This window comes from Methanobrevibacter sp. UBA212 (assembly GCF_905233225.1).
In the GTDB taxonomy this organism is placed as follows: domain Archaea; phylum Methanobacteriota; class Methanobacteria; order Methanobacteriales; family Methanobacteriaceae; genus Methanocatella.
On the sequence record NZ_CAJODJ010000025.1, the window covers coordinates 1 to 21,129 of the forward strand.

Here is a 21,129-nt window from a genome sequence, read left to right on the forward strand (position 1 = left end):
GTTCGAATCTCGTTCGGTCCATATGCCATGGTAGTTCAGATGGGAGAACGCTAGACTGAAGATCTAGATGTCGCTGGTTCAAGTCCGGCCCATGGCATTTATTTTATCTTATTTTTCTAAAATCTTTGATAATTTTAGTACTCTATAAAATTTTTTTAAAAAATTAGCTTTAAAAATAGATTAAAAAAGGTGATGGATTTTTTTTTAATCTAATCATTTTTGGTTAATGTGATAGGTTTTGGGGTTACTTGTGTGTTTTCTCTTAATTCCTTATATTTTTTGACAATATCATAACCGTTGTCACTTCCAATCAAATCTGCTCCTCCGGTCAATATTTGGTTTGCAAATTTATATTCGTTTATGCCTCCATAAATTTCGATTTTTATTTTTGGAGCGTATTTTTGGATGATGTTGATATCATTAACATTTTCGAAGATGTGGTTTGGACTTACAAATCCTGTTGAATTTTTAATGAAGTCTGCTCCTGAATTTTCAGCCACCTTTGCAGCATTTGCCTTTTGGTAGTCTTCCAATGCTTTGGTTTCCATCACGACTTTTAAGATTTTGTCTCCCACAACTTCCTTGATTTGCTTTATCTCATTTTCAAGCAGATCATACCTTTCGTCTTTCAGGTAGCTTAAGTTGATTACAACTTCAATTTCATCTGCTCCTTTTTTAAGGAGTTCTTGAGCTGCTGCGATTTTACTTTCGGTGTCTTCAAAACCTAGCGGAAATCCCACTACACTTCCAACCTTTATGTCGGTGTCAGCCAATATTTCTTTAGCTAATGGCATGTAGGTTGGTGATATGACGACTGAATGGAAGTTCAATTCTTTTGCTTTTTCGAGAAATTCTTTCATTTCCCCTTCAGTAATCATATTATTTAGGTTAGTGTAATTTATTAGGCTTGCCAGTTGTTTTGAATTTTTTATATTATAAACCATAATATCACTCTCTCAATTAGTTAGTATATGTACGAACATTATATTTAAATATTTTCATGTCAGCTTTTTCATCATGTAAGGCCCGACTTTTTCATAGCCGAATTTGCGGTAATAGTTTCTGGTGCCTATTCCGCTGATGATTGCCATTTCATCCTTTCCATTATCCAGAGCAATGTTCTCAGCCTCTTTCAGGAGTTTTTCGCCAAATCCTGTGTGCTGCCCGATTTTTGGATTTTTACCACCAATCTTAATCATGTTTCCATAGACATGCAGTTCACGGATTAATGCTGTGGTGTCGGTAATTTCCGGTCTGAAATGATTTTTGGAAGGCAGTCTCAATCTTATAAATCCTGCAATGCTTTCTTCGTTAATGTCTTCAATTGATAGGAAATGTTCCTCGCCGTTGCATGCGGTGTAATTTTCGCTGAATAGCTCAAAATCGTCTAAGGTATATTCCCTTGAAGTTTTTTTGTGGCCGATTTCACGGCAGCGAATGCATTGGCAGTCGATATGCTCCCTTTCGAGGTTGTTGTAAACCAGTTCTCCAAGGTTCGATTTCTTCACTCCCGCTTCAATTAGCGTTGAGGGAATGTCCCTTTGGATTCTCATGGTTCTGACCCATTTTGGAAGAATCGATTTGACTTTAGTTATCAGTTCAACGGCTTCATCGTCATTGTACGGTTCATATCCTCCGCTTTGCCACAGGTCATACAGTTCACTTCCCTTTGTCACAAGGCATGGATAGATCTTGAGCATGTCCGGTTTGAAATTATCGTCACTGAACAGCTGCTTGAACATTTTCAAATCTTCGCTCTGATTTGAAAAGAGCCCTGGCATCATGTGCATGGCCACTTTAACGGCGGAATCCCTCAGAAGCTGGTTTGCCTCAATCACGTCAGCTATTTTGTGTCCACGTTTGATTTTGGCATATAATTCATCCGATAATGTTTGAACTCCCAGCTCAACTCTTGTAACTCCAAAATCAAGCATCCTGTTGATATGCTCTTTTTTGCAGTAATCCGGACGTGTCTCAAAAGTCATTCCGACACATCTCACCTTTGAATTTTCATTGACCCTTTGAGCTTCTTCAACAAGGACATAATCGTTTGGAGGGTAAGTCTTCAATACTCCCTTTTCAAAAGACCTTATCTCTTCATAGTCAAGATTATAATCGTAATTTGTTGGTTTGTTTTCCATAATCAGTCCGAAATCGCACATTGCCTTGAGGCATTGTGATACAAACCATTGCTGATAGCATAAGTCCCTTGATGGGAATGTTCCTCCCATGATGATCAATTCAACCTTATCTATTGGATGGCCGATTTTTTTAAGCTGTTTCAATCTGTTGAAACATTGGACATAAGGGTGATAGTCATACATTCTGCCCCTGAGTGCTGCAGGCTCTTCTCCGGTATAGCTTGGAGGTGCAATATCGCTTTCAGGGCAATAGAAACATCTTCCATGCGGACATTTGTGGGGATGACACATGACTGCAACAATCGCAACTCCGGACATTGTCCTGGTGGGCTTTTTTTTTAAAATTCCTGAAACGGTTTCCTTCTCTTCAGGTTGGGCATATTCCAGGATATCTGCATTGCTCATGAACTTGGACAGCTTAAAGTCACGGCATAGCTGCCTTTTTTCGACTTCAAGTTCCCTTCGGGTTGTGATTTTGCCATCCAGGATATCATTAATAATTATTCTACATGCTTTTTCCATTTTATTTTCACCATATCTACAATAGTTAACTTTATATACTGGTGTTATTTAAATACTTAATGAAATAAAATATATTATATTGAATATTTCAGAAGGTGAAAAAATGAAAATTAAAGAATTTATCGGATCAACCGTTTTAGATAAAAATGCAAATGTAGTCGGTAAAGTTGACAATGTTGATTTTGACACCGCAACTGGTAAAATTGAAACTATTACTTTAACTTTACAAAAAAATCTCTTCTCCAGAGATGAACTTGAAATCTCTTTTGAAGACATTGCAACTATCGGTGCATACATTATCTTAAACAAAGAAATCACCAAAGAAGAAGAAATTGAAGAAGAAGCTGAAACCGTTGAAATAGAAATTAAAGATGAAGAAAAAGAATAAACGGGTATTAAAATGGTTTTTGATGCAAGAGGATTAGAAATTGCTCTTGATTCCTATGTCAGATATGTGGATACAGGAACAATCGGAATGGTTGTCGACGTTAAAACACAGGATGGCATGGAATGGGTAAAACTCGATAAAACCGAATTATGGTATCGTTCTAATTTAGTTGAATTGCTTGATGATAAAGACATTAAGAAATCCACCCTATATGATGATAGGGATAATCAGGATCTTGATGTAGAAGCAATGAAAGAAAAAGCAAATGCATTGGAAGACATGCAAATGGATTCCAGTGTCGCTGAAGGTGGAGGTTAAATCCCACCTTTTTTTTAATTATTTGCGAACAATCTAATTTTTTCGGCTAATTTAGGTCCGATGCCTTCAACTTTTTGTAACTCATTTTCAGAAACGCCACTCAAATCGTTTCCAAATATTTTGACCAGATTTCTTGCTCTTTTTCTTCCGAGTCGTTTAACGCTGACTACCAGTGGAATAATGTCTTCTTTTACACCGTAATACAATCTGGCGGATAAAATATCAAAGTCTTTTAGGTTGGAATAATTGCCCAGGACTTCTGAAGTGTCCTTTGCGAATTTGACAAGTCTTGATGCTTCATAGGCAGACCTTCTTGTTGAAGCGGAATAGACGCTGTATCTGTTTTCGATTTCATATTCGTTTCTCTCATCAATCCACTCCATCAAGGATACTGCTGTTGCTTCGGGGTTGCCGATATCGACTGCAAATAGTCCAGCTTCTGATAATTTTTCACGAACAGGATCTTTTGATTTTCGGCCCTTGAATGAAATCAGTGGCACATCCGGTGTTTCACATAATGCATATATGAATTCGTTGACATTGATTTGTGTGATTCCGGAAATGTACTCCTTGATTTTAACCGCAGTTTCAACGGAATAATTGGATTTTGCAATCAGGCTTCCAAAATCAGTTGTTTTCAACCCTTCCGGTGTTGCCCTTATTATTCCATTTTGAAGCAGGAATTCCAGGGAATTTTCAAGTTCAAATCTTATGCTGTCGGCAGCAAACATGGCCATTGAAGGGTTGTTTGCCATCTGATAGCCATATAATGTTTTTGAGAAGAATTCTGTCAATTCATCCAGATTTTTGGAAAGTGTGGAAGCGATTTGGGCAATGATTTGTTTTAAGATTGCATCCTTGTTGTCCACAAGCTTTGAATTGGTCAATTCAATTTCACCATTGATATAGTATGCCTCCAGGTTCATGGCTTCATCCATGGTTTTTGCAATCAGATATGAGTATCCTACATCATCATACTGTGGCCTTCCGGCTCTTCCGGACATCTGCTCATAATCGAAGACCGGAATCGGCTGAGGTCCCTGGGCGGTCCAGCGGGTATTGTCCCTTATGACAACAGTCTTTGAAGGCAGGTTGACTCCATACATCAAACTTGGAGTTGCAGTAATCATCAAAATGTTTCCGTTTCTAAATTCGTCTTCAATGATTTCCTTTTGTTCATTGAAAAGGCCTGCATGGTGGAATGCCACTCCGTGCTCTATGCTTTCGGCCAGTTTAAGGCAGGTTGTTGTTGGGAGTGAACCCTTCCTTTTTGGAACGTCGAGTATTTTTTCTGCAACTTCCTTAAAGCTTTCCCTTTGTTTCACATTGATTTTTTTGTCAATCTTTTTGGAAACGTATGTCGCAAGGCTTTCCGTAAATCTTCTGGTTGAAACAAAAGCCAATGCCTGTGATGAGTCTTTGATTGATTTTTCCAGTACCTTTACAATGACATCGTTTTTGTTTTTTGTATTGAACATCTCTGCATCCAATACTTCCTTATGAAGCGGCACCGGTCTGTAGTCATGCTCAACGCATTTTCCTTCAAGCCATCCTTCGATTTCTTCAATATTTCTTAATGTGGCGGATAGTGCAATTATTCTCATTGAAGGATTTATGATTTTTGCCCTTGTTATTGCAGCTTCAAGAGTGGGGCCCCTTGAGAATTCCCCAATCATATGGAATTCGTCAATTATTAGAGTGTCAACGTCCCTTAATGTATTCCAGGAAAATCTTGTAAGTGCATCAAATGATTCAAAAACCATTACTGACAAATCAGAGCTTGCAGGATGCTTTCCTACACTGATTCCATAGTCTTCAAAAGCCTTGAACTCTTTAACTTTTTCGTTTTGAATTGAAAGCAGTGGCGCTGCATAGACTGCTTTTCCGCCATCAAGTATTGTCTTCAGGGCGGGCAATACTCCAAGAACGGTTTTACCGCTCGCTGTTGGAATGCAAATTATATAATTTGATTTGTCTTCTAGATAACCGGATTCAATCACGGCTTTTTGGGCAGGATTGAACTCTTCAATGTAAGGATAAGCACTATTGATTATTGTTTTGATGTCGTCTCTTAAATTTTCCATTTTAATCATTTAATTTTTATTTTTTTTATATATATTAAATATTTCCAGAGAGCATTTGAAAAGTATTTGGGTAACAATTATATATAACTAAATTATAAAATATTTACAAATTAACTTATTTAAGGAGACATAACTTATGGCAATTAAAGTAGAAGTATTTTCAACTAGTACCTGTCCGCACTGCCCTGCTGCAATTGAAGCGGCAGAAAAAGCTAAAGACAAATTGGGTGAATCAATTGATGTTGAAGCAATAAAAATTGATGATCCTAACAATCCTGAAAACAGACAAAGGGCTATTGACTATCAAATCATGGCAGTTCCAACAATTGTAATTAATGGGGATGTCGTGTTTGTAGGTGCGCCTACTGAAAACGAACTAATCGCACATCTTGAATCTATGTTATAGATTCTCTCTTTTTTTATTTTTAAAATGACTAATGATAATTATATTGGCGTCACAACTGGAACAATAGCTACTGCGTGTTCCCTGGCCGCTTTGGATGCAATCCTGGACACTCCAGATATTGCATGCGTTAAAGTTGAAACTCCCAAAAAGACTTTAGACATCATCATCGATGAATGCAAGAAAGTTTCACAGGATAAGGCATATGCTGTAGCTCACAAGAATCCCTATAATGATCCTGATGTCACGGTGGACCTTGCAATCGTGTCAACTGTTGAACTGTTTGATAAAACAGGCGAGGATGATGTTGTCATTACCGGTGGGGAAGGTGTCGGCAAAATCACAAAGCCCGGCCTTCAGATTCCTGTAGGGGATTATGCGATAAATCCGGTTCCGCGAAGAATGATTGTTAAAAACTTAAAAGATAAATTGCCTGAAGGAAAATCCGTAAAGGTCACTATTTCCATTCCTGAAGGCGAAAGGATAGCCAAAAAGACAATGAATCCAAAACTTGGAATCGTTGGTGGAATATCCGTTTTGGGAACTACAGGCATTGCAAGGTCAATGTCCAGTGATGCCTATAAGAATTCCATCGTCACTCAATTGGATGTTGCACTGGCTTCAGATATTGGTGATTTGGTTTTCGTTCCGGGAAACATCGGTGAAAAATTGGCCTTAAAAAAATTGAATGTTACCAAGGAACAGATTGTTCAAACAGGCAATTATGTAGGGTTCATGTTTGAAGAGGCTGAAAAAAGGGGAATAACCGAATTCACATTCTTTGGACATATGGGCAAGTTGATTAAGGTTGCCGGAGGATTATTCAATACCAAACATGCCGTTGCCGATGGCAGGCGTGAGATAATGGTTGCTCATGCTGGAATCTGTGGGGTTGGCCAGAAGGATCTTCAAAGATTGTTTGATTCCAAAACGACCGATGACATGATGGACATATTAAATGAACTTGATGTTTCAGTTGAGGTTTCAAACAGCATTGCAGATGCAATCAAAGACAGATGCAAACAGCGCTTTGACTTGGATTTGAATGTGTTTCTGGTTGATATGGAAGGAAATTTCTTAAACGATAATATGGAGATTATAACTAAGAAATAATCCGGGTAATTCAAATAAATAAAAATTAGATGAAAAAATTTAATTATTCAGTTAAATTTTAACATCCTCTATTTAATTTTAATTTTAACTGTTTTTGTTAAAGGTTTATAATATTTATTGCCTGCAAATTTAACTGTAGATTTAAAAGATCCTTTTTTGTTGAATTTTTTAATTTTGAATGTTGCAACGCCATTCTTATTAGTTTTTGCATTGTAAATTTTACCTTTAATCTTTAAACTGATTTTAACATTTTTAACAGCTTTGCCAATGTTGTTTTTTAAAGTGACCTTGAATTTTTTAATCTTTTTAGATTTTTTAAACAGTTTATTTTTAGCAGTTAATTTCACTTTTGCCTTTTTAACGGTGATTTTTGCAGTATCATATGAATTTTCATAATTTTCATTCCCATTGAATAAGATTACTGCATCGTAAACATTCGGAGCCAATCCTTTTGTTGAAAGTTTCACCTGACCATTTTTATCAGCAGTCAACACATGATTTATACCATTCAGCACAATATTTACTTTAACGCCCTCGATAACTTTTCCGCGCTCATCTTTTAATGTGACAACTAAATTCTTATTGATATTATAAACAGCGGATATTGAAGATTGGGTCAATTCCGTTTTTAGTTTGTTAACAATTATAACGGAAAGTTCTTCTGAATCGGCATAATCTTCATCGCCTTTAAAAGTAATTGAAACTATATAAGTGCCTGAATTTAAATTTTCAGTTGGAACTTTAACCTGACCTTCAGGGTTTGTTATTAAAGTCAGATTAGTGTTGTTTAATCCGATGATGATTTGTTTTCCTCTTAAAGGATTATCAAATTCATCCAATAAAGTTACAGTCAGATAATTGCTCTCACCATATGCAGTTACAATTGGAGATGCATTTAATTTAGTTTTGTTGAGTTGAACTGTATCTAAAATAAAATCCTCCAAATATTTTCCATTCATAGTTATTGGAATATCTTCACCAAAAAGATATTTCATATCTGAATAATAAACATCATTAAAATAATCCCCCCATGAAACGTTACGAAAATGCCCATCATCATTGGATATGTAAACTTCTGCATGAGTAATTAATTGTCCGTCAATAATTTCTTTTTTAAAGTCATAGGTTTGTATAGTGGTTCTATATACGCCATAAAGATCAGTTGCAGCAATATATCTTGAAGTTAGAATATTATCTTCATATTCAAAGTCGGATATGTTGCCTTTTTTATGAAGTAAAAAATTGTTCGGACATAAAATATATTCGAATTCCCATTTCAAAACCATGGCTTGATTGATTAAAATAATCTGCAATAGCATATCTTCCGTCTGGAGCTTTAATAATAAAATGACCCATTGATAGTCCATAAAAATATTTTAAATCATAAATTAAATCCAGATACTCTTGGGAAATCTCATTATTTTCAATCATTTTTTTAGCAATGGCCTCAACCTGTTCGGAGACAAATGGGCCATCAAAGCCTCCATGTGTAACTACCCAACCATCCTTGGTAATTATTAAATGAAGGAAATATGTGTCATCAAATTTAACTTGACGCATTTCTCCATTTCCTCCAATGAAAAGAGTAAGAGGCACAGAAGAGTCTCTTCTATAAGAGACTACGGTATGATTTTCATCAATTTGAATAATGTTGGATGAACATGCACCATCAGACGGGTCTGAAGAACTAGATAAAGCAGATAAATTATAACTGCCGACTGTATCGTTGACATATATTAATTTAGAGAAATCAGGTTCTGCAGCACCGAAATAATTATTTTCATAATCAACAGTGCCATTGGCAATTTTATAGATCACAAAACATGGATACGAATTATCATGATAAACTAAATTGGAATTGTTTAAAAGTATGTTGCCCCAAAGACTGAAAATCAATGAATGTGATGCATCATTGTCGGATATGTTGCAATTATTAATTGTTATATTGTGATTAAGGAAAGTTAATTTAAAACGGCCCTGGACGGTGTAAATCAACACACCGTAATCTCCATCATTATTTGTAAAATTACCATTCTTTAAAATAATTTCTCCACAGGATGGGGCATAGATTATAGTTCCGTTGACGGCTTCATTATCAAAGCATGAGGAATCTATAATGCTGACATTGTTGATGCTTGTCCTTGAATAGACTGCACCGCATACAGCATGATTTGAAACAAATGTGGAATTATAAATTAAATTATTTCCAATATTGGAACATAAAATGACTCCTCCCCATTCAGCGGAATTATTATAAAATTTGGAATTGTTCACCATCAGATAGTCATTACAGAAATAAGGACTGTTGGATGAATGAATTGCTCCTCCTTTTAATTTTGCTTTATTGCTGTAAAAATTGGAATGATTGACTTTAATCACTGAATCAGAGTATATGGATCCGCCGTAATAGTTTGCAATGTTTTCAAAGAAATCACAATGATTTATATTTAAGTCTGTAAAGTTAAAAGCAAAGATTGCTCCTCCGCAATCAGCATTGTTGTGATAAAACTTGGTGTTGGCTGTATTGACAGCGGAATTGTATGTTGCATATATTGCACCGCCCTGAACAAACAAACCATGTCCCATATTATTTGAAAAAGTACAATTTGTAATGTTGATATTGGAATTGGATGAATATATTGCTCCGCCAGCATTATTGGCTTGATTATTGATAAAACTGCAATTAATTATTTCACAATTGACATTATTTAAGTTAATTGCTGCACCGCAATCTCCACTAAAAGCATTTGAAAATATGATGTCCTTTAAAATTATATTTGAATTTGAAATTTTAAATATTCCTGATGCATCTGATCCGTTAATAATGTGTCCGTTACCTGAAATTGTAATGGACTGAATCATGTTTATAATTTTTAGTTAATTCCAATGTGCCATTTTGAGAAACATCCTCAATTAAACCTGTTAAATCCTTAAAATTTCCTTCGCTAGATTCACTATGAACAGTGTTTTCAGCACTATCAACAGTCAAATTATCATTATCAACAGGACTTGTAGAAACAGAATCATCTGTAGAATTTGCATTAACTGCCGATACTGATAAAAAAATTAAAAATATCAATAAAATAACTTTTTTATTAAACAATATTATCATTCCTAAAATATCTAATTAAAAAATATTATATAAAGAATAATATTTAAAATTGGTGTAGTGACATTTAATGGCAACTGGGAATACACAGGAATTGTTATTTTTAGGAAATGTTTGGCATTGATTTTTACTAATTTTCGGATATTTATTTAAATAATAATATGAGAATTATCAAAACCTTTATATATCATGTTTTAATGACTATAATGTTTTAAAATACCTGCAATTTTACAAAACGGCTTCAACAATCTTTAAATAAGAGTTAAACTATATTTCAAGTAAAGACCTCAATCTAATCAATAAGGGAGGTGGATAAACATGAAATTATTATTTTTAAGTAGTGTTTATTTAATTATCAGTTCAGTTTTTTCCGCATGCTGCATTGGTTTTTCTTTCCATTTTTCCTTGGGAGGTGAGAATCGTGGAGTTATTTATCTTCACGATCGGGTCATATTGGTTTAATATTGCTTCAATTATTAAATCATTAATGATTCTAATAAAATGTAGAAGATAATAGCTCAATTTTCATCTCCATTTAAAGGGTAATTAAATATAAACGATTCAATGATGGGCTTTGAAAAACTTAGTTTTCGTGAGGTCTTTTCCCTAGATGGAAACTGTTTAATTACCTATTTTTTAAAATTAATAGTTAAGTTTATATAATATTTTAATAATATGATAATACAAGAGAATTACTTTTAAAGTAAGCCTCTAAAGGAAAAATAAAATTGATTAGAATTTTAATGTCTAATGCGGAATATTGTAGAGATTTTTTCTCTGCAATAAGACATTAAATTTGACTTTTTTTTATCATTGATTTTCACGATTTTGCATATTTATTTAAATAATAATCTCATTATATAATTATAGTGAATTTTTGGAGTTTTATTTTATGAAAATAGCTATGGTTGGTCAGTTCCCTCCACATGTCGGAGGGGTTGGTGTTCATATTCATACCTTATCAAAAAGATTGGTTGAGATGGGCCATGAGGTTTATGTGATAACTTATCCTCACAAGGAAATCAAGGATATTGATGGAATTCATGTCATTCCAACAAAAGGACTTAGCATTAAAGGCATTAGGGGATTGATGTTTAAGAAGAATGCTAAAAAGGCATTGGAAAATCTTTTGGAAACCGAAGACATCGATATTATTCATGGCCATTACTTGTTCCCTGCCGGAGCGGTGGCTGTTGAAGTTGGGAAAAAATATAATATCAAGACATATGTAACTGCACATGGTTCCGACATGTTTGAATTGTATAAAAATCAGTCTTTCATGCGTTCTACAGTCAGAAAGGTATTGGAAGAGGCTGATGGTGTTTTTGCAGTAAGCAATGCATTAAGGCATGAGATAATTGCAACAGGTGTTGTGGGAATAGCCAACAAAACCAAACTTTCATGGAACTCCGTTGACATCAATAAATTTTCAACCAAACATAATGATTCATTTAAAAAGGAATATAAACTTGAAGACAAGCCTATCGTTCTTTTTGTCGGCAACCTGATTAAAAGGAAAAACGTCGATTCACTTCTCGAAGCCAAAAAAGTCGCAAACAGTGACTATTACCTGGTTGTTGTTGGGGACGGCCCTTTATTTAAAAAGCTCAGAAAGAAAGTTGAAGAGGAACACATTCGTGATGTGATATTTACAGGTTCCCGTGATGATGTGGAGGACATCATCCCGAGCTGTGATGTTTTGATTCTGCCGTCCTATTCTGAAAGCTTCGGTTTGGTATTGATTGAGGCATTGGCATGCGGCAAGCCGGTTATCGGAAGTGATGTTGGAGGAATTACTGAAATCATCACCGATGATGTTGGACTGCTGATTGATCCAACTAAGGTTTCTTCAATAGCTATGGCTGTCGATAGGATGGTCAATGATGAAAACTTAAGGCTGATTTTCTCGATGAATGCAAGAAACAGGGCATTGGATTTTTCCGTAGTTGATATTCCATATGAGGAGCTTAAACAATGAAAAAGACAGTAAGGTCTCCAGGTTCAGCAACAATAATCAATGCCATCGCCACAGGATTCGGTTCCGCATTCGGAATCGGTTTGGACATCAGGTGTGAGGCAAAGTCAATTTCAAAGGGAATTGAATGTGCCAATGATGTTGGTGCAGACACAGGATTGATGGATTTGTGCGTTCAGAAGGTTTTTGACCATTATAACATCAATCCGGATGAATTTGGAGTCAATCTGAAGACAAAGTCCAGCTTGCCTATGGCTTCAGGCCTTTCAAGCAGCAGCGCTTCGTCAAATGCCATTGTAAAAGTCACATCAGAAATTGTCGCAGATGAATTTGATTTGAACCCTCTGAATGACTTGGAAATAATCAACATGGCTATTGATGCCTCTCTTGATGCGGGCGTTACAATCACTGGCTCTTTTGATGATGCAACCGCCTCATATTTTGGAGGGGTTGTTGTAACCGACAATAAAAATAGGAAATTCGTCATTAGGGAAAGGATGGAGGAACATGACATTTTGATTTACATGCCAAATTTCCATTCAAAATCCGGCGATTCAGATGTCGGGCGCATGAAAGTTCTCTCTCCATTGGTTGAAACCGCATATGATTTTGCATCCAAGAAGGATTATTTCAAGGCAATCAACTTGAATGGTTTGATTTATGCATCCACATTAGGCTTCAATTCAGCAATCGCTATTGATGCTCTGCAGGCAGGAGCATTTGCATCAGGCCTGTCTGGGACTGGTTCTGCCTTTTTTGCAGTTGTTGATGAAGATTCAACAGGTGATGTCCAGGATGTGTGGAGCAAATATGAAGGGCGAGTAATCGAAACCGCCGTTGACAATGATGGATGTTGTTTGCTGTAGTCAAATAGATTTTTACCATAATTTTAAAAATAAACATATAGTTTATATACTATGATTTTAATAAATTATATTATTATCAATTTGGTGATTTTTTGAAAAGTAATAATGACGAAATATCTTTTGAAAATGAAAAAGAAGCAAGAATACTTCTCGAAGAATCCAGAATGCGTATTGATGAAATTGATAATGAGTTATGTGATTTAATTTCCGAGAGAACTTCTCTTGCAAAGGGTATTGTCTTTTCTAAGCAATATCTTGGCATGCCTATTTATGATGAAAGTCGGGAAAAGGTAGTCCATGAGAAAATCGAGAAGTTGGCTAAGGAAAAGGATCTTGATGTTGTTATTATTGATCAAATCGTAAATATGCTAACAATTTTAAGTAAAAATGAGCAGAAAGAAATTTTAAGGAGGAATGTTGATGGGCAATATTAGAACTTCATTTGTTAAACGTTTAGCAAAAGAACTTATTGAAACTCATAAAGGTGTTTTCACTACTGATTTTGAAGAAAATAAAAAATTAGTACAAGAATACTCTACTGTAAGTACTAAACATTTAAGAAATAAAATTGCAGGATATGTTACAAGGCTTGTAAGGTTAGAACAAACCCAAGACTAAGCTTTTTTCATATTTTTTTACTCTTTTTTTATAAAACTCTTTTTTTTAATTTACTCTTTTTAATTATCAATATCCATATTTTAATTAAAGTATATTAATACGATTAAATAGAAATATATATGAATATTTTGTTTAGTTGATATGCTGAACAAATTTTCTATGAATAGTTTTTAAGAAATAGGTGAACTTAATGGATTTGATAGTAGCAAAATTTGGCGGAACCTCGGTTGGTGACGGTTCCAGAATTAAAAAAGCGGCGCAGTCCGTAGTAAATGAGTATATGAAAGGGAATCAGGTAGTAGTTGTAGTTTCAGCAGTAAACAAGACTACCGATGAACTCATCGGGTTATCTGATGAGGCTGTTGGCACTAGTTTAACCGATAAACAGAAGGCAGAAATAATGGCCATGGGTGAACTGACTAGTGTTAGATTATTTTCAGCAACTATTGAATCTTTAGGAGTCAAGTCAGAATATATTGACCCATATCATGAATTATGGCCGATTGTAACAGATTCCAATTCCTTAGAGGCAAGCATTGATTTCAATACCACTACCAAAAAGGCGGAAGGAATTAAAAATCTTGTCAGCCAAGGAATCATACCTGTTGTTTGCGGATTTTTAGGCCAGGGTCCAAGCGGCGAAGTCACCACTCTGGGAAGGGGTGGAAGCGACATTACAGCATTCCTTCTTGGGCACTGTCTGGATGCATCTGAGGTTGTCATCGTAACAGATGTTGAAGGTGTGATGTCAACCGATCCGAATAAAATTGAAGAGGCTCAACTGCTTGATGAAATTTCAGTTGAGGAAATGAGGGATTTGGCCACTCATGGAGCGCAGGTCCTGCATCCTCATGCATTAAAATATAAAGATCCATCCATTTCTGCAAAAATTATCAATTTCGCTCATGGAGACCTGTCTTCAAAGGGAACACGTATTGTAGGCCCTTTTGAGGGAGACATGTTGAAGTGTGTAACTATGTATAATAACCCTATTTCACTTATAGCCATTGTTGGTGAGGCAATGCTTAAAAAAACCGGATTGATTGCGCAGTTATCCGGAAGCCTGGCTGAATCAGACATTAACATTTTTGGCATTTCAGCAGGTCAGAATTCAATTACAACATTTGTAGATAAATCCGATTCCAACAAGGCATATCATTTATTGCATCAGGTTGTTGTGGACACTGATGTATTGAGTTCCCTATCATTGGGAAGAGACACAGCTATGATTACATTTGTAAGCCCTGATATTATTGACACTCCGGGAATAATTTCAGATATTACAGAACCACTCAGAAAAAATGAAATCAATATTGTCGAGATTATTTCATCACAAACAGCGATTGTATTATTTGTCAACTGGGAAGATGGTGAAAAAGCACGTGAATTAATTAAAGAGGTTTTAGAATGAATTTTGAAGGAACATATGTTGCAATGGTAACACCATTCACAAAAGATTTGAAAATTGATGAAGAAGGTTTTAGATCAAATATAAACTATCTAATCGAAAAGGGCGTATCAGGTTTGGTCGGTGCAGGCACCACCGGTGAATCTGCTACAGTTAATCATGAAGAACATCAAAAAATCATTGACATCCTTGTTGATGAAGTCAATGGAAGAGTCGAAACTATAGCAGGAACCGGAAGTAATGCAACTTCAGAAGCTATTTCTTTAACCCAATATGCTGTTGATGCGGGTGCAGATGCAGCATTGTTGATCACTCCATATTACAACAAACCGCAACAGCATGCAGTTATTGAACATTACAGATCTGTTGCCGAAGCTGCAGACATTCCTATTGTGGCTTATAACGTACCTTCCCGTACAGGACTCAATATGGATGTTGACACTATCGTGGAACTGGCAAAGATTGATGGAATTGATGCTGTTAAAGAAGCTAGCGGAAGTGTGGACAAGGTTTCAGACATTTACAGGGCACTTACTCATGAAGGGCTTGAAGATGAATTCAATATCCTTTCAGGTGAAGACTCATTGACATTACCTCTCATGGCAGTCGGTGCAACAGGTGTAATTTCCGCTTCTGCAAATATAGATACAAGAAGAATGGTATTGATGGTTGACAGTATCTTGAATGATGATTATACAAGAGCTATGGAACTTCACTATGAAATGGTCGAATTGATTAGGGCACTTTTCATTGAAACCAATCCTGTTCCTGTTAAAACTGCAATGAACCTTATGGGATTGCCTTCAGGACCTTTAAGACAGCCATTGGCTGAAATGAAACCGGAAAATCTTGAAGTTCTTAAAAAAGCATTAAAATATTCTGAATTAATATAAATAGGTAATAATATGATTAAAGTAGCAGTGACTGGAGCTGCAGGAAGAATGGGCTCCGGAATTATTAGAAAAATTACAGAACAAGACGATATGGAAGTAGTTGCGGCTATTGAAATGCCAAACACTCCTTTAGCAGGTAAAGATGCAGGTCTTCAGGCCGGAATCGATGAACTTGGAGTTGAAATTACTGGCTCTGAAAAATTGGAAGAAACCTTGAAGGATTCAAAACCTGATGTGTTGGTTGATTTCACAATCGCACATGCTGCCGTGGAAACAATTAAAACCGCAACATCATGTGGGGTGGGAGTAGTTGTTGGAACTACCGGTTTCAGCGATGAACAGATGCAGTCAAACATTCAGAATGTAAAGGACAACAATGTTCCTGCAGTAATCTCATCAAACATGGCTATTGGGGTAAACGTATTCTTCAATACTTTAAAGAAACTGGCTCCATTGTTATATGATTTTGATATTGAAATTATTGAAGCTCACCACAATCAGAAAAAGGATGCACCGTCAGGAACAGCTATGACTGCCTTTGAAGTAATAGCTGAAGAGCTTGGCCGTGACACTGAAGAGGTTGGAGTTTACGGAAGACACGGTTTGGTCGGAAAAAGAACTCCTGAAGAAATCGGTGTTCATGCTATCCGTGGTGGAGACATTGTTGGAGACCACACCGTAATGTTTGTGGGTGATGGTGAAAGAATAGAGCTCAAACACCAGGCACATACAAGGGAAGTATTTATTGCTGGTGTAATCAGGGCTATCAGATACATTCCAAATGCTGAAAAAGGTATTGTCAGCAGTATGAATGATGTTTTAGGATTAGAATAGGTGTTAAATATGGTAAATGTAGGAGTACTTGGCGCAACTGGAATGGTTGGCCAAAGGTTTATTCAATTGCTTGAAAATCATCCTGATTTTAAAGTGACTGCACTTGCTGCTTCTTCAAGATCTGCAGGTAAAAGATATGAGGATGCCACAACTTGGTATATGGATAATGAAATGCCGGAATCAGTAAAGGATATTGAAGTTATTGAAACTGATCCTAAGGCTATGGATGATGATGTGGATATTGTATTTTCATCTCTCCCGGCTGATTTTGCGCTTACTGTTGAAAAAGAATATGCTAAGGATTATGTTGTTGCAAGTAATGCCAGTGCACACAGGATGAAGAAAAACATTCCATTGGTGATTCCTGAAGTCAATCCTGAATGTTTAGACATGATAGATGCTCAGCAAAAGGAAAATGACTGGGACGGATTCATTGTAACTAATCCAAATTGTTCAACTATTGCGCTTGCATTAACATTAAAACCTATTGTTGATAATTTTGATGTTAAATCAGTTAGGGTATCAACCATGCAAGCAGTGTCCGGTGCAGGTTATAACGGCGTTCCATCAATGGCTATTGTTGATAATCTTGTTCCTTACATTGGTGGGGAAGAAGAAAAAATGGAAAGCGAATCATTATATCTGCTGGGTAAATATGACGGTAATGATGTAGTCAAAGCAGATTTCAAATTAAGTGCGTCATGTCATAGGGTGCCTGTTATTGATGGTCATACTGAAGCGGTATTTATTGAGTTGGCTGATGATTTTGACATTGCCGATGTGGGTGATAAAATGTCAAACTTTAAAGGTTTGCCACAAGAGTTGAATTTATTCTCAGCTCCTGAAAATCCGGTTATTGTTAAAGAAGAATCCGACAGGCCGCAACCAAGAATGGACAGAAATGCAAGTAATGGTATGGCTGTAACTGTTGGGAGACTCAGAAAAGATGCTGCATTCGACAACAGTTTCAAATATGTTTTAGTTGGTCACAACACTATTCGTGGTGCGGCTGGAGCATCAATATTGAATGCTGAATTAATAAATGATAAAATACTCTAATTTTATCCATTTATTTTTCTTATTTTTTTTAATTTTTACTGATTTTTCTATTTGTTTTCTATATGTTTTTTGTTTTATTTTTTAGTTAATTTAAGGGTTTAATTTAAATAGTATAAAAGAAATATTTTATATCAAGGAATTATATTGTACAATATATCGGAGTTTTCAAATTAATAAAAAATTAATAATTTGAAATCGATATTGGGATAAAATGTTAACTAAGGGATAGAATGGAAATAGGAATTGATGCTGAAAAAGATACACTACAATCTTTAATTCGGTCTTGCCTATTAGAGCTTAATCAACTGAAATATGAATTAACTGAGCTTGAAGTGGAACGAGCAAACGATAACACTCCCCAAAGGATAAAAGAACTCGAACAAGATATTGTAGATAAGGAAAAAGAAGTTTCTGTTATTAAATTTAAAGCTGAAGACGAAATAAATCTTTTGAAAAAAGAGATGCAGGAGAAGGATATTCTAATCAAGAATCAGGAAGACAGAATCTATGAACTTGATTATGTGAATAATTCTCTTGATGATATTAAAGAATATTTTGCAGAGCAACTTCGTGATTATAAGAAAAAAGAGTTGTCTGATGTTAATGAAAGATTAAATGAGTCTTACAAAAGCATTGCAGAAAAAGAAGCCCAAATTAATACTCTTTCTAGGACTATTGATGAATATAAAATCAAAGTGCTCAAACTGGAAAATGACGTTGAATCACAGGCTCAAATATTGGAACTTGAAAAGGAAATTGAGCTTAAGAATAATGAGATTCGCATTAAGGAAAGTGAAATTGAAAAGATTAACGGTGAGTTAGACATTTTAAAACAGCAAACAATTCCTAAAGATGAATATATATCCCTTCAAACTCAATTCGAATCTGAACTCAATGCGATGAACGTCGAAATTGATAATTTAAGAAAAAACACTATCCCTAAAGCTGAGTACGATGATTTGCAGTCCAAATTTGATTCCGAAATTAAGACCTTGGATGGCCAAATCGCGAATCTGAAAGAAAGTACAGTTCCTAAAGATGATTATTTTTCACTTAAATCCAGATTTGACAATGAAATTGATGCAAGAGACAGTGAAATTAAATATCTAAGAGAAAGATCTATCCCTAAAGAGGATTATGTAAATCTTCAAAATCAATTGCAAACTGAGCTCAATGCCCGTGAAAGTGAACTTCGTTACTTGAAGGAACAAACCATTTCACGTGAAGAGTACCTGAAACTTAAAAATGAGCTTCAAAGAAAAGACGATAAGATTAAAAGATTAGAAGAAATCAATGCTTTCTTCAATGAATTGCAGGAAGAGCAGGAAGCTTATGAAACTCAAGAGACCACTCCTCCATTCAGGTTGGAGAAAAAACAAGGTAGATAATTCTGCCTAATCTCTTCTTTATTTTTTTTAATTAATTTTCGTGTCAACATCTATCTATCCTAATATTATTCCCAAATTTCATGACCAACATTTCATTTGGTTGATTTTCCTATTGATGATTTCACATGTTTGAGAGCAACTTTCAATATTATCAATTGGTATTTTGATATTTGTGGGGTGATGTTTTCATTGAATTTTCCCCTTCGAATCTTTTTCTTACTTGAATTTACTTTATACCACAAAGTATTTATATAACCTCAAACTCATGTATTAAGTAGAAAGGTTTTGTCAACACTAAAACTTATTTTCTCATGTTGATATTATAAAAACTGATCTAATTATTTAAAAATTAAAAAAAGGTGATTATTTATGGCACAAGGACAACCAATTTTTATTTTACCTGAAGGTACTAACAGGTCTGTCGGCAGAGATGCTCAAAGAAATAACATTTTAGCTGGTAAAGTATTAGCTGAAACTGTAAGAACTACTTTAGGTCCAAAAGGAATGGACAAAATGTTAGTTGACGGACTTGGTGACATTGTAGTAACCAACGACGGTGTAACTATCTTAAAAGAAATGGATATTGAACACCCAGCAGCAAAAATGCTCGTAGAAGTAGCAAAAACCCAAGAAGACGAAGTCGGTGACGGAACTACTACTGCAGTAATCATTGCTGGAGAATTATTGAAAAAATCCGAAGGATTATTAGATTCTGACATTCACCCAACTATCATTGCTATGGGATACAGAAAAGCAGCAGAAAAAGCACAAGAAATCTTAGATGAAATTGCAATCGATGATGTCGATTCCGAAATTTTACTCAAAGTGGCTATGACTGCTATGACAGGTAAAGGAACTGAAGCTGCACGTGAACCATTAGCAAAATTAATCGTAGATGCTGTAGAAGCTGTAGCTGAAGAAGACGGCAGTGTCGACACTGACAACATCAAAATCGAGAAAAAAGATGGAGCAGTTGTTGAAGAATCCAACTTAGTTGAAGGTGTAATTGTAGACAAAGAAAGAGTACACCCAGGTATGCCAGCTGAAATCAAAGATGCAAAAATCGCATTAATCAACACTCCATTAGAAGTTAAAGAAACCGAAATGGATGCTGAAATCACTATTACCGATCCTGCTCAAATGCAAGCATTCATCGAACAAGAAGAAAAAATGGTCAAAGACATGGTCAACAAAATCGTTGATGCTGGAGCAAACGTATTATTCGCACAAAAAGGTATCGATGACTTAGCACAACACTACTTATCCAAAGCAGGTGTTTTAGCTGTAAGAAGAGTTAAAAAATCAGACATCGAAAAATTATCCAGAGCAACCGGCGCTAACGTCATCACCAACTTAGATGACTTAACCGCTGACGATTTAGGTATTGCTGGAACCGTAGAAGAAAGAAAAATCTCCGGTGAAGAAATGATTTTCGTAGAAGAATGTTCCGGTGCAAAATCCGTAACCTTATTCGTAAGAGGAAGTACCAAACACATTGTTGACGAAATCGTAAGAGCAATCGAAGACGCAATAGGTGTTGTAGCAGCTACCGTAGAAGACGACAAAGTTGTCGCTGGTGGAGGAGCTCCTGAAATCGCAATGGCTAAAAAACTCAAAGACTATGCTGAATCCATTTCCGGCAGAGAACAATTAGCTGTAAACGCATTTGCAGAAGCTTTAGAAATCGTACCAAAAACCTTAGCTGAAAACGCAGGTTTAGACAGCATCGACTCATTAGTGGACTTAAGAGCTGCACAAGAAGAATCCTTCTACATGGGATTAGATGTATTCACTGGTGAAGTAGCAGACATGAAAGAAGCTGGAGTTATTGAACCTAAACGTGTCAAAAAACAAGCTATCCAATCTGCTTCCGAAGCAGCTGAAATGATTTTAAGAATCGATGATGTAATCGCATCCACAAAAGGCCCTGAAGACATGGGTATGGACCCATCCATGGCTGGTGGAATGCCTCCAATGATGTAAATCTTTTTACATCACTCTTTTTTATTT

Annotated in this window: 20 protein-coding genes and 1 tRNA gene; 15 read left to right on the top strand and 6 right to left on the bottom strand. The window is 35.7% G+C overall.

Annotated features, from left to right (window positions below; genetic code table 11):
• Positions 1-24 precede the first annotated feature (24 nt).
• Positions 25-97, top strand: a tRNA-Phe gene (locus QZ138_RS07545).
• A 112-nt stretch (positions 98-209) separates the two neighbouring features.
• Here QZ138_RS07545 and deoC read toward each other — a convergent pair.
• Together deoC and QZ138_RS07555 are read right to left on the bottom strand one after the other, a co-directional pair.
• Positions 210-944, bottom strand: a complete 735-nt coding sequence (deoC, locus tag QZ138_RS07550; protein ID WP_292888203.1) for a deoxyribose-phosphate aldolase — start codon at positions 942-944, stop codon at positions 210-212.
• Positions 945-998: 54 nt separating this feature from the next.
• The gene (locus tag QZ138_RS07555; protein WP_292888204.1) at positions 999-2,663 is read right to left on the bottom strand and encodes a tRNA uridine(34) 5-carboxymethylaminomethyl modification radical SAM/GNAT enzyme Elp3; all 1,665 of its coding nucleotides are present in this window, start codon (positions 2,661-2,663) and stop codon (positions 999-1,001) included.
• A gap of 103 nt (positions 2,664-2,766) precedes the next feature.
• Here QZ138_RS07555 and QZ138_RS07560 point away from each other — a divergent pair, with 103 nt between their 5' ends.
• Both QZ138_RS07560 and QZ138_RS07565 read left to right on the top strand, forming a co-directional pair.
• Entirely contained in the window at positions 2,767-3,051 is a 285-nt protein-coding gene (locus QZ138_RS07560) for a PRC-barrel domain-containing protein (protein ID WP_292604457.1), read from the top strand.
• 12 nt (positions 3,052-3,063) lie between these two features.
• The gene (locus tag QZ138_RS07565) at positions 3,064-3,369 is read left to right on the top strand and encodes a DUF2098 domain-containing protein (protein ID WP_292888207.1); all 306 of its coding nucleotides are present in this window, start codon (positions 3,064-3,066) and stop codon (positions 3,367-3,369) included.
• Positions 3,370-3,383: 14 nt separating this feature from the next.
• On the opposite strand, the gene QZ138_RS07570 is transcribed toward QZ138_RS07565, so the two are convergent.
• Positions 3,384-5,462 carry a DEAD/DEAH box helicase gene (locus QZ138_RS07570; protein ID WP_292888210.1) on the bottom strand — a complete coding sequence of 693 codons (2,079 nt, stop codon included), beginning with the start codon at positions 5,460-5,462 and terminating at the stop codon, positions 3,384-3,386.
• A gap of 127 nt (positions 5,463-5,589) precedes the next feature.
• Between QZ138_RS07570 and QZ138_RS07575 the strand changes: the two genes are divergently transcribed.
• Together QZ138_RS07575 and cbiD are read left to right on the top strand one after the other, a co-directional pair.
• Entirely contained in the window at positions 5,590-5,859 is a 270-nt protein-coding gene (locus tag QZ138_RS07575; RefSeq protein ID WP_292888213.1) for a thioredoxin family protein, read from the top strand.
• Between the two features lie 24 nt (positions 5,860-5,883).
• Positions 5,884-6,969, top strand: a complete 1,086-nt coding sequence (cbiD, locus tag QZ138_RS07580) for a cobalt-precorrin-5B (C(1))-methyltransferase CbiD (protein ID WP_292888216.1) — start codon at positions 5,884-5,886, stop codon at positions 6,967-6,969.
• Between the two features lie 68 nt (positions 6,970-7,037).
• Here cbiD and QZ138_RS07585 read toward each other — a convergent pair whose 3' ends face one another.
• The 3 genes from QZ138_RS07585 to QZ138_RS07595 are packed head-to-tail and all read right to left on the bottom strand — an operon-like array spanning position 7,038 to position 10,072.
• A complete protein-coding gene (locus QZ138_RS07585; protein WP_292888218.1) occupies positions 7,038-8,255 on the bottom strand; it encodes a hypothetical protein in 1,218 nt (405 codons plus the stop codon).
• Complete coding sequence (locus tag QZ138_RS07590) at positions 8,197-9,831, bottom strand: hypothetical protein (protein WP_292888220.1); 1,635 nt, start codon at positions 9,829-9,831, stop codon at positions 8,197-8,199. Before QZ138_RS07590 ends, QZ138_RS07585 begins: the two co-directional genes overlap by 59 nt.
• Entirely contained in the window at positions 9,803-10,072 is a 270-nt protein-coding gene (locus tag QZ138_RS07595) for a hypothetical protein (protein ID WP_292888222.1), read from the bottom strand. Before QZ138_RS07595 ends, QZ138_RS07590 begins: the two co-directional genes overlap by 29 nt.
• An 898-nt stretch (positions 10,073-10,970) precedes the next feature.
• Here QZ138_RS07595 and QZ138_RS07600 point away from each other — a divergent pair.
• The 10 genes from QZ138_RS07600 to thsA all read left to right on the top strand — a co-directional run bounded on the left by QZ138_RS07600 (position 10,971) and on the right by thsA (position 21,102).
• Entirely contained in the window at positions 10,971-12,056 is a 1,086-nt protein-coding gene (locus QZ138_RS07600) for a glycosyltransferase family 4 protein (protein ID WP_292888224.1), read from the top strand.
• Positions 12,053-12,919, top strand: a complete 867-nt coding sequence (locus QZ138_RS07605) for a shikimate kinase (RefSeq protein WP_292888226.1) — start codon at positions 12,053-12,055, stop codon at positions 12,917-12,919. Before QZ138_RS07600 ends, QZ138_RS07605 begins: the two co-directional genes overlap by 4 nt.
• A gap of 92 nt (positions 12,920-13,011) precedes the next feature.
• The gene (locus tag QZ138_RS07610; protein WP_292888228.1) at positions 13,012-13,353 is read left to right on the top strand and encodes a chorismate mutase; all 342 of its coding nucleotides are present in this window, start codon (positions 13,012-13,014) and stop codon (positions 13,351-13,353) included.
• Positions 13,340-13,537, top strand: a complete 198-nt coding sequence (locus tag QZ138_RS07615; protein ID WP_287411096.1) for a 30S ribosomal protein S17e — start codon at positions 13,340-13,342, stop codon at positions 13,535-13,537. The genes QZ138_RS07610 and QZ138_RS07615 overlap by 14 nt, the downstream gene beginning before the upstream one ends.
• A 190-nt stretch (positions 13,538-13,727) precedes the next feature.
• Positions 13,728-14,948: an aspartate kinase gene (locus QZ138_RS07620; protein ID WP_292604477.1), complete on the top strand. Its 1,221-nt coding sequence runs from the start codon at positions 13,728-13,730 to the stop codon at positions 14,946-14,948.
• Entirely contained in the window at positions 14,945-15,838 is an 894-nt protein-coding gene (gene dapA / locus QZ138_RS07625) for a 4-hydroxy-tetrahydrodipicolinate synthase (protein WP_292888231.1), read from the top strand. The genes QZ138_RS07620 and dapA overlap by 4 nt, the downstream gene beginning before the upstream one ends.
• 12 nt (positions 15,839-15,850) lie before the next feature.
• Positions 15,851-16,672, top strand: coding sequence for a 4-hydroxy-tetrahydrodipicolinate reductase (gene dapB / locus QZ138_RS07630; protein ID WP_292888234.1), 822 nt, complete (start codon positions 15,851-15,853; stop codon positions 16,670-16,672).
• Positions 16,673-16,681: 9 nt separating this feature from the next.
• A complete protein-coding gene (gene asd / locus QZ138_RS07635; RefSeq protein WP_292888237.1) occupies positions 16,682-17,731 on the top strand; it encodes an aspartate-semialdehyde dehydrogenase in 1,050 nt (349 codons plus the stop codon).
• A gap of 332 nt (positions 17,732-18,063) precedes the next feature.
• On the top strand, positions 18,064-19,119 hold the full coding sequence (locus QZ138_RS07640) for a hypothetical protein (protein WP_292888240.1): 1,056 nt from the start codon (positions 18,064-18,066) through the stop codon (positions 19,117-19,119).
• Positions 19,120-19,488: 369 nt separating this feature from the next.
• Entirely contained in the window at positions 19,489-21,102 is a 1,614-nt protein-coding gene (thsA, locus tag QZ138_RS07645) for a thermosome subunit alpha (protein ID WP_292888243.1), read from the top strand.
• The last annotated feature ends 27 nt before the right edge of the window (positions 21,103-21,129 follow it).